The following is a 13,270-nucleotide window of genomic DNA, read 5'->3' on the forward strand; positions in this document are numbered from 1 at the left end:
AAATTATTATGTCCGACTTCCGAGACAATATACACAGAATTGGCTAAAAAGTATCATCATTGAATACATATAGAAGCAACAACGAAAAGGGGTGATGTCCATGCGCCCAGGCTACGGAATGTTCCAACAACAATCTGTGAAATTGCGTATGACTCCCCAGCTGCGCAAAGCGATAACGCTCCTAAGTCTCTCGACACCAGAATTACYGGAAGTTGTTCATCAGGAGATGAATGAGAACCCGGTATTGGAATTCGCCGGAAACGAATGGGATGCGTATAACGTCACACCTAAATTCTTTCGTGGAATAGGCAGAACAGATCACACGTATGACCCCTTACTTTACATCGCAGCTAACGAGGTTTCCCTGGAAAGACATTTAAAGGAGCAGTTAGGATTCGTAAAAAAAATACAGCCAACGATTCGAAAAATGGTCATCTTTATGATTGGAAATCTGGACAACAATGGCTATCTTGGAACCAACTTAAACGAAATTTCTGACGTTTATAAGGTTCAGCTTTCACAAGCTGAGCGAGCACTAAGGATTTTACAGAGCTTTGAGCCCCGCGGCGTTGGAGCAAGAAATTTACGGGAATGTCTGCTTCTTCAGGTTCAGGCCTTGTCGGATTGCTTTCCTTTAGTCTCCGCTCTAATTCGTAGTCATCTACAGGATGTTGCTGATTACCGTATTCATAAATTATCGACAATGCTGCAAGTGGCCGCACATGAAATTCAGACTGCGATCGATGTGATCAAAGGATTGAATCCTAGACCCGGTGCCGCMTTTCATATAGAAGCTGTTCCCTATATCATTCCCGAGGTCATCATCGAAAAGACTGATGACGAACAGCTCGTTGTGCTGCTTCATCAAGCAACGTCGTCCCGACTTGCGGTTAATGGTTATTATGAACGAATGGTCAAGGAGAATAGTGATAATAATGAAGTGACAAAGTTCCTATCTGGCAAATTACATGCCGCGAAGTTCTTCTTAATGTGCTTGGAGCAAAGGAGAAGGACCATCTTCCGGGTAACGCAAGCGATAGTGGAGGAGCAAGTTGATTTTTTTTGGAAGGGCGCTGCTCATCTCAAACCTATGACCTTAAAACAGATTGCTGATAAACTGGGTGTGCATGAATCTACGGTCAGTCGCGCTACGGCTGGGAAGTACGCACAAACGCCTTGGGGCATCTATGAGTTAAAGTACTTCTTTCCCTCCGGATTGCACATGGACATGGGTGATGCCGCGTCGTCGGAACGTGTGAAAGTGAGAATAAAGGAATGGATAACTGGCGAAAACCACGACAAACCTTATTCCGATCAAAAGCTGGCTGATCATTTGAGGCAGGAGGGTATTCACATATCTCGCCGGACCGTAAGCAAATATAGGGAAGAGCTTGGCATTTCTTCTTCTGTGAGAAGGAAACGCATATAGTTGGAATACAAGGTGATCGCGGACTCACTTTAACGATTTGGCCCATAAATTCATGTCCTCATATTTATCGTAAATATCACAATTTTTCGTAAGTCTGCCGTAATATCTGTAGCCCATTTGATAGAAAACGGCATTCATACCGAAAGAAAGGGCTCTGGATAAGGAGTAGGCGCAAGTGATTTTCCGCGCGATTAATTCATCTTCCAAGGCATGCATGAGCAGTCTCATGAGTCCTTGATTGCGATAGGCGGGCAGGGTGGCGCAATCCGTCATTTCCGCATTCGCGTAAACCGAATTGATTTCTGCGGAGGCAGCGCTAATCAGTTGATCCGCCGATTCGACGAGATAATATAGGGTTCCCTCGTGCATGGTTTTCTCGACATATATCGGATCATTCATCGGTGTCGGGTACGTTTGGAAAATGTGGCTGTATAAATTGGAGAGCTGTTCAGCATCTTCTAATCGAGCTATGCGCATCGTAAAGCTACTTGGCACAATTGGCCGGTCCGGCTTGAGCGGGAGAGCTTGCACCTGCTTAAGAATGAGATCTTCTTCCATCCAATAATCGCTGTTCCGCCGCTCCAGGTCATCATACATGGCCATACAGTATGCGTCGCTGCCGTTAAAATATCCTTTATAAATTCCCTCCAGCATACAGCCCTTCGATAAAAAAGTCAGCCAGTCAGCCTCTCGTGATTTGATGAACACTTTGGTCAAAGCATGTGATTTGGCAATGTCGACTACCCGCAAGTAGATCACATCTACATGTCCCTGATAGTCATCCACCCGCAACCTTTTATTCATAAAATCAAGGCAAAACATGATCGAATAATCGGTGCCATACTCAACCTGATTCATATAGGTCGGCACATTATTTGGCATCTAGCATCCCCCTTACAGCCTCATTTTGCTGCAAAAAAATAACTACTGCCAAAAGTCTGGCAGCTCTTCCTAGACGCACTACTTGGCACCTGTGCAAATACCCATTGCGAAAAGATGGCATCTATTTTGCATCATAACCAGATAGGTCTAAGAATGTTCTATACCTTATGAGGGAGGTCGCACGCATATGAATTGCATGTGGTGTGAAACGGAAGATATCCGTGAAAGTGTGAAAGATTGCTACTGGATCATGCCGGATGGAAGACTGGCCATTCAAATTTTGGAAGTTCCCGCAATTGAATGTTCGAACTGCCGCACTTACGTACTGGAGTCCACCGCACAGCAAATCGAAGAGACCCTCTATTGGCATGATGTATCTGCGTTAGGTACTGCATTCCGCTATGCAGATCTGTTGAAGGCTCCGCGGGTAAAGAATATGTTTCTTAAATAGAATCCTAGCGACAGTGATCTGTGGGGGGTGCCTTATGAAGCGGGAGCATGTCATTAAGCCGGTTTTGGATCACCATTATCCMACCATTCAATATGGAAAAGGCGTTTATCTCTACGATGATCAAGGCAAAGCCTATTTAGACGGTTCCTCAGGAGCTGTGACAGCCGGAATCGGGCATGGGGTTCAAGAAATTATTGATGCGATGCTGGAACAGGCGAACAAGGTATCTTTTGTGTATCGTTCACAATTTACCAGTGAACCTGCAGAGAAACTTGCAGCGAAGTTAAGCGAATTGACGCCTGGCAATGATTACTGGACCTTCTTCGTGAACAGCGGATCCGAGGCGACCGAGACGGCAATGAAAATTGCAATTCAACACTGGCAAGAGAAAGGACGTCTAGGCAAAAATAAAGTGATCTCTAGGCGGATGAGCTATCACGGGATCACGCTCGGAGCTCTTTCAATGTCGGGGCATGTGCTGAGAAGAAGACGATTTATTCCTTTATTAGAGGACTTTCCGGTCGTCGCCCCGCCTTACTGTTACCGTTGCCCACTGGGCAAAGCCTATCCAACGTGCAACTTAGCTTGCGCGGACGATTTGGAAACCGCCATCAAGCGGATTGGTGCGGATCATATCGCCGCGTTCATCGCGGAGCCGATCATTGGCGCTGCAGGCGGTGCTGTTGTTCCACCCGAAGGCTATTACAAGAAGATCAAAGCCATCTGTGAACAGAATGAGATCTTATTCATCGCCGACGAGGTCATGACTGGAATTGCTCGGACTGGAGCGATGTTCGGCATGCAGCACTATGAGGTTGAACCTGATTTAATGGCGCTGGGAAAAGGCTTGAGCGCCGGCTATACACCGATGGCAGCAGCGCTTGTCAAAGATCATGTGATGGAACCTATTTTGAATGGCTCCAAAAGTATCATGTCTGGCCACACTTACAGTGCGAATCCGCAATCCGCGGCAGTTTCACTGGCGGTGCTAACGTATATCGAGAAGCATCAGTTAGTCAGTGCTGCTGAGATCAAAGGCCGTTATTTGCTGGCCCAGCTGCGCCAAATGGCGGACGGGATCGCGATCATCGGCGATGTGCGGGGGCAAGGGCTTCTTCTAGCTTTGGAATTTGTTTCGAATCGGGTCGATAAACGACCATTTCCATATCGTTCAGGTGTCACGTCGCGGATCATAGAGAGAGCCTTCGATAAGGGGCTTCTCGTTTACCCGGCGGCAGGCGCGGTCGATGGGGAAGGGGATGCGATCATCGTCGCACCGCCTTTGGTCATTACCGAGGAGGAGATCGACCAGCTTGTGCGGATTTTGGATGAATCTATTCGAGAAGTCATGGCTGAGGTCGTTACCCGAACCGCATCGGAGGGGATATGATGGTGCCACAAGAGAATACACATGTGGAGGTAGGCGGCAAGATTAAGACCTTGGAAGAAGCGCTTCAAACGATAACCCATGGTTGTACGTTGATGTTTGGCGGGTTCGGGGGCATTGGTACGCCGCCAACATTGATCGAGGGGATTTTACAAAAAGGCGTTGGAGATTTAACGATCATTGGTAATGATACGGGATTTCCACATATTGGCATTGGATGTTTAATCACGGCAGGCCGCGTGAAGAAGGTGATCGCGTCCCATATCGGATCTAATCCTAACGCGGGTCAAATGATGGAAGAAGGTACTATGGAGGTCGTCTTTTTCCCGCAAGGTACCTTATGTGAAAAAATTCGTGCAGGCGGCGTCGGACTTGGTGGAATCCTAGTGGATGTCGGCGTTGGGACGATCATGGAGCATGGAAAGGCAACTGTTTCCATCGACGAGAAAACTTATCTTGTGGAGCCTGCCTTAACGGCAGATGTTGCCATTGTACATGCAAAAAAAGCAGATCCGTACGGCAATCTCATCTATGATAAAAGCGGCAGAAATCTAAATCCGCTTGTTGCTATGGCTGGAAAGATAACGATTGCCGAAGTAGACGAGATTGTTCCGCTCGGCGAACTGGACCCCGAAAGTATTGTAACACCAGGCATTTTCGTGGATATGGTGATCTTGAGCAGAGGGGTGACTTGGGAATGGGTATGGGAAAAGAAACCCGCGACCGAATAGCAAAGCGGGCTGCTCTAGAACTAAAGAACGGCATGGCGATCAATCTCGGAATCGGCATCCCGACCAAGGTTGCGGATTATGTTCCTGAGGGCGTACATGTCGTTTTTCATGCGGAGAATGGGATTCTAGGTGCAGGCGGCGGCCCGCTTCCGGGGGCGGAAGATGCATTCCTCTGCAACGCAGGCGGATATCCCATCACCATTACAAGTGGTGCTTCCTATTGCGATAGTGCTATTGCTTTTGCCATGATTCGCAGAGGCTGTATCGATATCACAATTCTAGKGGCGCTAGAGGTGAGTGAGCGAGGGGATTTGGCCAATTGGATCGTGCCAGGGAAGCGAGTGGCCGGGATCGGCGGAGCGATGGAGCTTGCGCAAAAAGCCAAAAAAGTCATCGTTCTGATGAACCATGTGAATCGGCAGGGTGAATCTAAGGTTAAAAAACTATGCGACTTGCCGCTAACGGCAGTAGCTTGTGTGAAAATGATTATTACGGAAATGGCCGTGATGGAGGTAACGGATCAAGGACTGCTGTTAAAAGAAGTCATGCTGCCTTATACAGTTGAGGACGTTGTCCGTCATACAGAGGCTGCATTACTCGTCCCGGAAACCATTACGTATATCCCATAACCGGTAGTTAAAGCGGTTTTTTTTCAAGCCTGAAGGAGGGAATTCCTTTGCCTAATGGGTACACTGAGCTGCAAAAGCAAATTCATGACTGGATGAAGCTTCATCGCGTTGATGGCACTCAGTTTCTACAGAAGCTGGTAAGAATGCCTAGCACGCAAGGCAATGAGCAGGAAGCTCAGCTTCTAATTGCCGATAAATTACGAACATTAGCGTTCGACGTTGATGTGTGGGAACCGGATGGAGAGGCGCTGGAAGCGCATCCTTATTTTTGCTCCCCGCGGAAACGGTTTACGGGCAGTCCTAATGTCGTTGGCGTCTTGAAAGGTGCTGGAGGGGGGCGCTCACTACTACTTAATGGTCATATGGATGTCGTGCCAGAAGGGAATTGGGAGCAATGGCAAGATGATCCGTATAGCGGCAAAGTGGTGGAAGGGAAGCTGTATGGGCGCGGGGCAACGGATATGAAAGGCGGCACCGCCTCACTTCTCATAGCTGTAGAAGCTATTCAGAGTCTTGGCATTAAGCTGCAAGGCGATGTCATCTTTGAAAGTGTCATTGAGGAAGAAAGCGGAGGGGCTGGAACACTTGCTGCTATTGTAAAAGGTTATAAGGCCGATGCGGCTCTCATTCCCGAGCCAACCAATTTGCGCATATTTCCGAAGCAACAGGGCTCCATGTGGTTCCGAATTGAGGTAGAGGGCCGTGCGGCCCATGGCGGAACGCGGTATGAGGGCATTAGTGCCATTGAGAAAAGTATGCTTGTGATCCAGCATATTCGGGAGCTTGAGGAGCTTAGAAATGCACGGATCTCGGATCCCTTGTACGCCAATAATCCGATTCCAATCCCGATCAATATCGGTGTCATACAAGGTGGTAATTGGCCATCGTCAGTCCCGGATACGGTGAAGCTGGAGGGACGAATGGGCGTTGCTCCTGAGGAGAAGCTTGCTGATGCTAAGGAAGAAATGCGCCTGTGGTTGGCAAGTCTTAGTGAAAAAGACCCATGGTTCGAGAAGCATCCGCCACGTGTGGAATGGTTCGGTGCACAGTGGGTTCCGGGCAGTGTTAATCCCGAGCACGCCTTGATGCAGGTGCTAATGCAACAATTCCGTGAGGTCAGACAAGAAGAACCCGTCATTGAAGCTTCGCCTTGGGGAACAGATGGCGGTTTGCTGACGTTGGTTGGCGATACGCCTTGTATTATTTTCGGCCCAGGCATCACACAACTCGCTCATTATCCGAACGAGCACATTGTTCTGGAACGTGTGTTCGAGGTAGCAGAAATCATCGCATTGACCTTGATCCACTGGTGTGGTTTGGAGGGAATGGAGGCATAAGGATGGATCGAAACTCAAAAAAGACAACGTACATTGAAATGAAGACGCCGATCCCTGGTCCACAGGCTCAGCTCCTGCTAGAGAGGCGCATGGCGAGTATTCCAAGAGGTCCTTTCAATACGGTGCCAACCTTTGCGGCTAAAGGGGAGGGAGCCCTGCTTACGGATGTTGATGGGAATACGTTTATCGATTTGGCTGGTGCGATCGGCTCCTTAAACGTCGGCCACTGTCCTCCCAAAGTCGTGGAAGCGCTGAAGGCCCAGCTGGATCACTACCTGCATCCGTGCTTTCATGTCATGATGTATGAGCCTTATGTAGCGTTAGCTGAGAAGCTGAATGCGATGACACCGGGGGACCATCCGAAGAAAACATTTTTCTTGAACAGCGGTGCCGAAGCCGTTGAGAATGCGGTGAAAATCGCTCGCAAATATACAGGACGCAGAGCGGTAATTTCCTTCGAGCGCGGCTTTCATGGCAGAACGTATATGGCTATGTCCTTAACCAGCAAGGTAAAGCCTTATAAGAACGGCTTCGGCCCATTTGCGCCTGATACGTACAAAATGCCCTATCCGTACTACTATCGCGCTCCTTCCGGCATGACGCAGGATGAAGTAGATAATCAGCTTTTGCAGAAATTCGAGGATTTCTTTTTATCGGAGGTCCCAGGTGAAGAAGTTGCAGCCATCATCATGGAACCTGTCCAAGGAGAAGGGGGATTTGTGATTCCCTCCATCAAGTTCGTACAAGGCGTGAAGGTGATATGCGAGAGATACGGTATTTTGCTTATTGCCGACGAAGTACAGACCGGATTCGGGAGGACAGGGAAGAACTTTGCGATGGAACACTTCGGTGTTGTGCCGGATTTAATGACCATGTCCAAATCCATTGCCGCTGGGCTTCCGATTAGTGCTGTGACTGGACGAGCGGAGATCATGGACGCACCGGGAATAGGCGAGATTGGTGGTACCTATGGAGGCAGCCCGCTCGGTTGTGTAGCTGCTCTACAAGTCATTGATATGTTGCAGAAGGATCGGCTTGCTGAACGAGCAAGTAGGATTGGGGCAGCAGTAAGTGAACGATTCCTTCGGCTGCAGCAGGAAGTAKGTTGCATAGGTGAAGTGCGGACATTAGGCGCAATGAGTGCGATTGAGATCGTGAAGGATATAGCGACGAAAAGACCAGATAAAGAGCTTACGACTCGGATCTTGCAGGAGGCGCATCAATGCGGTGTCATCGTCATGGGGGCTGGTATTTACGGTAATGTAATTCGTATTCTAAGTCCATTGGTCATTACGGATGAGCAGCTTGCTGAAGGATTGGATGTTCTCGAACAGGCGATTAAAACGTGTCTCACATCGTAAGAGCGCTCATAGATTTACTCGGAAGGACGGGGGAATTGCAGCATGAGAAAGCATCTATTTATCGATGGGGCATGGGTGGAAGCGGGCCAGTATCGTCCTTTAATCTCACCCTATACCGGTGAACAAATTGCTGCGGTGGCGTATGCAGGGTCAGCCGAAGTGGAGCTAGCGATTGAAGCGGCTGAAAGAGCCAGACCTGTCATGGCGGGAATGCCGGCACATGAACGGGCAGCAATTCTGGAAAAACTGGCTTCATTGATCCGCGAAAATAAGGAAGAATGTGCGCGTCTGATCGCGCTTGAAGCCGCTAAACCGATAACAACGGCTAGAATAGAGGTAGAGCGAACGATCGCAACCTACAAATTTGCCGCTGAGGAAGCGAAGCGGATTCATGGTGAATCGATCCCTATGGATGCGGCTCCCGGAGGCGAGGGCCGTGTTGCCTATACGATTCATCAGCCATTAGGGGTCGTTGCGGCCATCACACCATTTAACTTTCCGATGAATTTGGTTGCGCACAAGGTAGGTCCAGCTATCGCTGCTGGCAACACCATCGTGCTGAAGCCAGCTGGCCAAACGCCATTATCCGCATTGTTTTTAGCGGAGCTTTTGCAGCAGTCGGGTCTTCCCGCAGGGGCACTAAACGTAGTTACTGGCAGTGGAAGTGTGATTGGCGATCTGTTGGTGAAGGATCCCAGAATTAAGGCCGTGACCTTTACGGGAAGTCCGGAAGTTGGGATCGCCATCCGTAATAAGGCAGGCTTGAAGAGGGTGATTTTAGAATTAGGGTCAAATTCGGCCCTCATCGTGGATCAAGGGGTTAATGTGGATGCGATGATTGCAAGGGCAGTCACAGGCGCCTTTTCCTATGCCGGCCAGGTGTGTATCTCGCTTCAGCGCATTTATGTGCATGAGCAGCTTTTCAATGAATTTGTCCGGAAATTTGTAACACAGACAGAGTCGCTTCATGTAGGTGATCCTTCGGATACCGCAACGGATGTTTCAGCTTTGATTGGTTCGCGAGATGCTGATCGTGCGATGCAGTGGATCGCAGAAGCTGAAAAACTTGGCGCGAGTGTCGCGACAGGTAACAGAAGAGAAGGGAATAGCGTTCATCCTACGGTCCTGCTGAATGTTGCTTCGTCCGCAAGCGTATCGTGCCAAGAAGTATTTGCCCCCATCGTGATGATCAATAAAGTCTCGTCGATCGAGGAGGCAATACGGCTGGTTAATGATTCCAAATATGGTCTGCAAGCAGGCATTTACACAGAGAATATCCGAACAGCTCTTGCCGCTGCGGAAGCCTTAGAGGTAGGCGGCGTCATGATCAATGATATTCCTACCTTTCGTGTAGACCATATGCCGTATGGCGGTGTGAAGGAAAGCGGGACTGGACGTGAGGGTGTCAAGTACGCCATACGTGAGTTGACGGAGTTGAAATTGATTTGTTTTAAAAAGTAAGCGGACATGATCAGCGAGGTTATCACATCGCATTGCAAAAAGGCACCCGGGAATGGGTGCCTTTTAATATGTGACATGCGTTCTCGCCGACTCCACCAACAGGGAATCCATCTATTCAACGGGGATCTCCGATGAGCCCACTTTTTTCTCCTTGTTTTGCGCTTTCATCAATTTGTCTTTCATTTCATCCCTCATCGGTCGGCGATCCTTCAGCGACATGTGTTCCGGAGTTTCCTGATAGGTCTTCCTTCTGCCGATTCGGCGCAAATTTTCTGGCACTAAGTTGAATTTTTCATCTTTCATGAGTGAAATAATGCCCGTACTTTCTGGTTGTTTCTCGATACCGTAGACTTCGTTGAAATAATCGTCTGCACGGCCTGGTATATAGTTTTTCGGCTCGGGGTAACCCACGATAACACCTTCGTAATTGCGCAGAATGACCTTATCTTGACTTTGTGAGATTAAATAGTTAGGTTGCAGCGCAATTTTCCCGCCGCCTCCTGGCGCATCGACGACAAACGTAGGTACAGCATACCCTGAGGTGTGCCCGCGAAGTGCTTCAATAATCTCAAGCCCTTTGGAAACGGGTGCACGGAAATGTCCGATGCCTTCGGATAAATCACATTGATAAATGTAATAAGGACGAACCCGTATTTTAACAAGCTCATGCATGAGCTTTTTCATAATATAGGTGCTGTCGTTGATGCCGGCGAGGATCACAGATTGATTGCCTAACGGAACGCCAGCATTGGCTAGCATTTCACAGGACTTTTTCGCTTCTTCCGTGATTTCCAAGGGATGATTGAAATGCGTATTCAACCAAACGGGATGATATTTTTTGATAATATTGCACAAATGTTCGGTAATTCGCTGTGGGAACACAACAGGGGCCCTAGTGCCGATTCGAATGATTTCGACATGGGGAATCGCCCGCAGATTTTTCAAAATATACTCCAAAATGTTGTCGTTAATTAATAGTCCATCCCCGCCTGAAAGAAGAACGTCCCGCACCTCCGGCGTATTGCGGATATAAGTAATCGCATCATCCAATTGTTTTTTGGGAACTCCCATACCTACCTGACCAGAAAAACGGCGGCGCGTACAATACCTGCAGTACATTGAACATTGATTCGTTACCAAAAATAGTACCCTGTCCGGATAACGATGTGTTAATCCAGGCGTAGGGGAATCTTCATCCTCAAAGAGGGGATCCTCAAGATCATATTTGGTTTTCAATAATTCGGCGGAAATAGGGACGGATTGCATGCGAATCGGGCATCGCGGGTCATCTGGGTTCATCAAAGATGCATAATATGGCGTAATATTTAAGGGGATGGTCTGCGTTGAAATACGAACGCCTTCTTCTTCCTCAGGAGTTAAATTCACTACCTTTTTCAAATCATCTAAGGTACGTATGGTATGGGTCAGCTGCCAGAGCCAATCATTCCATTGCTCATCAGTTACGTTTTTCCATAACTCAACTTGCTTCCAGTCACGTCGTTCCATCATTGCACCTCCAACATGGATGTCTTCTCATTAGAAGTAAGATGCAAGAAGGATGCCAACATTTCAGCCAATTAGTTTTTAAAAAAGATATCCCTTGCGCCGCCGAAACAGTAATCGGAAAGACGACTTCAATAATAACAACCACAGTGGCGTTTTCTTCTGATCAGGATGACGTACAGAGCGAGGCACAAGATAATTCATTGAAGTAGCGGAATTAGGGACAATTTCAATTTCGGCTAATTTTCCATGTTCTAGGCATAGTGACACTTCTAAGGTGCTTGCGATCTCATTTTTACTTTCAAGCAGCAAATCTATTTGTCTTTCATATTCCGTCATACGATTCGTTAGCATCATATTCTCTTCTTTGAGCTTTTTAATAAGTTCATATAGTAATTTCATTGTAAGCTTGGGTTTCTCTTGTGATTCATGGTTATCTGAATGGTAAATGGKGGAGAGCAGGAGCATCAATTCTTCATCACTGATTACTTGGTTTGCCACATGACTTCCTCCTTACAATCTCACTATTCTAGTCACTCTATGAATACTTTTTCATATCATACAGGAAATAGGAAGTGATGTTGCTCGAAAGTCGTTGTCGTTTTCTAAGGCTTTCTGACGATACCGTAGCGGTTCAGCTTATATTGTAAAGCCTGGCGCTTGATGCCTAGCGCTTGCGCTGTAAGCGTGATGTTATAGTGATGAAAGGCCAACGCATCGGTGATGGCTTCCTTTTCCATTTGCTTCACTTTATCGGTCAATCTACCCGTAGAGAAAGTTTCAATCTCGTCAGTCCATTGCGCGGTTCGAAGTGAAGCCGACGTTGTACTACGATGATTTCCCATGAAATAAGCAGGGAGATGTGACTCTTCAATCATTTCACATTCCAGTTCCATCATATTGTAAGTTGATTCGATGGCGTGGCTTAACTCCCGTATATTTCCAGGCCAATGGTAATTCATTAAACATGTCAACGCGGATGGAGAAATACCTATAATTCTCATACCGAACATCTGATTGAATTTTTCTATAAAGTGGGATGTGAGAAGCGGAATATCTTCCTTTCTTTGCACGAGAGGGGAGAGGTACAAATTCACGACATTGAGCCGGTAAAATAGATCGCTCCGCAGCAATCCTTTGGCTAACGCTTCCTTCGGATCAATATTCATGGCGGTAATGATGCGAACATCGACTTGCTGTTCATGGGTTCCCCCGACTCGACGAACGATTCCGTCTTGAAGCACCCGCAATAATTTGGCTTGTAGAAATAAATCCAAGCTATTTAACTCATCCAGAAAAAGCGTTCCCCCGTTGGCTTGCTCAAATAACCCTGCACGATCAATTGCGCCGGTAAACGCGCCTCTTGCGGTTCCGAACATAATACCTTCCATCAGCTCGTTGGGGACTGCCGCACAATTCTGAGCAATAAATAGTTTGTTCCGACGGGCTCCAGCATTGTGTATGCTTTGTGCGAACAATTCTTTACCGGTGCCGGTAGGCCCTGATATGACAATAGGTGAGCTCGTGCGTGATGCCTTTTTAGCGAAGGCAATGGTTTGCAGGAAGGATTCACTTTGACCGATTAAGTCACTGAAATGGTAGCGAGCGGAGCTTGTATTTTTCTTATCTTTCGAAGGAGATTCGTAGATTTGATGCCTAAGATCTAGGATTTGGTCGTGGAGATGAACAATGCTCGTAATATCCTTGGCCACCTCTAAGGCGCCGATGATTTCACCATTTTCCAATAACGGATAAGTACTATTTATCGTCGTTATCCTTTTCCCCGTTACACTCACATAGGTCTGAATTTTCTCTCGTATTTCTATCCCTGTTTGCAGTACTTTCATGAAAGTGCTCGTTTCATTGGTTAGAGAAGGAAAGAGTTCGAAGAAGTTTTTCCCCACGACTTGTTCGCGTTTAAAACCATCTGTTTCAGCCATCTTCTCATTATAAAAAATGGTGATCCCCTTGTTATCAATCAGGTGAACACCGACATCGATGATCGTTAACATTTTCTCAAAATACTTATCCCCATGATCGTTCTGCTTGGACATTATGTTCACCCGCCTCACGAAGAATGGTTCTTTGGTTCAATTAAC

At 47.4% G+C, this 13,270-nt stretch carries 12 protein-coding genes; 8 read left to right on the forward strand and 4 right to left on the reverse strand.

The window, feature by feature from the left end; all coding sequences use genetic code 11:
• The first annotated feature begins 100 nt into the window (after nucleotides 1-100).
• Nucleotides 101-1,429, forward strand: coding sequence for an RNA polymerase factor sigma-54 (gene rpoN / locus AC1DVJ_RS28185; RefSeq protein ID WP_477595713.1), 1,329 nt, complete (start codon nucleotides 101-103; stop codon nucleotides 1,427-1,429).
• Between the two features lie 24 nt (nucleotides 1,430-1,453).
• Here rpoN and ablB read toward each other — a convergent pair whose 3' ends face one another.
• Nucleotides 1,454-2,311: a putative beta-lysine N-acetyltransferase gene (gene ablB, locus AC1DVJ_RS28190; RefSeq protein WP_477595715.1), complete on the reverse strand. Its 858-nt coding sequence runs from the start codon at nucleotides 2,309-2,311 to the stop codon at nucleotides 1,454-1,456.
• Nucleotides 2,312-2,498: 187 nt separating this feature from the next.
• On the opposite strand from ablB, the gene AC1DVJ_RS28195 reads away from it, so the two are divergent.
• The 7 genes from AC1DVJ_RS28195 to AC1DVJ_RS28225 are packed head-to-tail and all read left to right on the forward strand — an operon-like array spanning nucleotide 2,499 to nucleotide 9,668.
• Nucleotides 2,499-2,762 carry a YokU family protein gene (locus tag AC1DVJ_RS28195; RefSeq protein WP_477595717.1) on the forward strand — a complete coding sequence of 88 codons (264 nt, stop codon included), beginning with the start codon at nucleotides 2,499-2,501 and terminating at the stop codon, nucleotides 2,760-2,762.
• A gap of 34 nt (nucleotides 2,763-2,796) precedes the next feature.
• Entirely contained in the window at nucleotides 2,797-4,152 is a 1,356-nt protein-coding gene (locus AC1DVJ_RS28200) for an aspartate aminotransferase family protein (protein WP_477595719.1), read from the forward strand.
• Nucleotides 4,152-4,880 carry a CoA transferase subunit A gene (locus AC1DVJ_RS28205; RefSeq protein ID WP_477595721.1) on the forward strand — a complete coding sequence of 243 codons (729 nt, stop codon included), beginning with the start codon at nucleotides 4,152-4,154 and terminating at the stop codon, nucleotides 4,878-4,880. The genes AC1DVJ_RS28200 and AC1DVJ_RS28205 overlap by 1 nt, the downstream gene beginning before the upstream one ends.
• A complete protein-coding gene (locus AC1DVJ_RS28210) occupies nucleotides 4,847-5,509 on the forward strand; it encodes a 3-oxoacid CoA-transferase subunit B (RefSeq protein WP_477595723.1) in 663 nt (220 codons plus the stop codon). Before AC1DVJ_RS28205 ends, AC1DVJ_RS28210 begins: the two co-directional genes overlap by 34 nt.
• A gap of 47 nt (nucleotides 5,510-5,556) precedes the next feature.
• Nucleotides 5,557-6,846, forward strand: a complete 1,290-nt coding sequence (locus AC1DVJ_RS28215; RefSeq protein ID WP_477595725.1) for a peptidase — start codon at nucleotides 5,557-5,559, stop codon at nucleotides 6,844-6,846.
• Between the two features lie 2 nt (nucleotides 6,847-6,848).
• Complete coding sequence (gabT, locus tag AC1DVJ_RS28220) at nucleotides 6,849-8,207, forward strand: 4-aminobutyrate--2-oxoglutarate transaminase (protein WP_477595727.1); 1,359 nt, start codon at nucleotides 6,849-6,851, stop codon at nucleotides 8,205-8,207.
• A gap of 42 nt (nucleotides 8,208-8,249) precedes the next feature.
• Nucleotides 8,250-9,668 (forward strand): aldehyde dehydrogenase family protein, encoded by a 1,419-nt coding sequence (locus tag AC1DVJ_RS28225; RefSeq protein WP_477595729.1) that lies wholly within the window; start codon nucleotides 8,250-8,252, stop codon nucleotides 9,666-9,668.
• A gap of 111 nt (nucleotides 9,669-9,779) precedes the next feature.
• On the opposite strand, the gene kamA is transcribed toward AC1DVJ_RS28225, so the two are convergent.
• The 3 genes from kamA to AC1DVJ_RS28240 all read right to left on the reverse strand — a co-directional run bounded on the left by kamA (nucleotide 9,780) and on the right by AC1DVJ_RS28240 (nucleotide 13,225).
• Entirely contained in the window at nucleotides 9,780-11,174 is a 1,395-nt protein-coding gene (gene kamA, locus AC1DVJ_RS28230; protein WP_477595731.1) for a lysine 2,3-aminomutase, read from the reverse strand.
• A 78-nt stretch (nucleotides 11,175-11,252) separates the two neighbouring features.
• Nucleotides 11,253-11,672, reverse strand: coding sequence for a hypothetical protein (locus AC1DVJ_RS28235; protein ID WP_477595733.1), 420 nt, complete (start codon nucleotides 11,670-11,672; stop codon nucleotides 11,253-11,255).
• Nucleotides 11,673-11,776: 104 nt separating this feature from the next.
• On the reverse strand, nucleotides 11,777-13,225 hold the full coding sequence (locus AC1DVJ_RS28240) for a sigma-54 interaction domain-containing protein (RefSeq protein ID WP_477595735.1): 1,449 nt from the start codon (nucleotides 13,223-13,225) through the stop codon (nucleotides 11,777-11,779).
• Nucleotides 13,226-13,270: the final 45 nt, after the last annotated feature.

Source organism: Paenibacillus sp. P4_A9, from assembly GCF_056402415.1.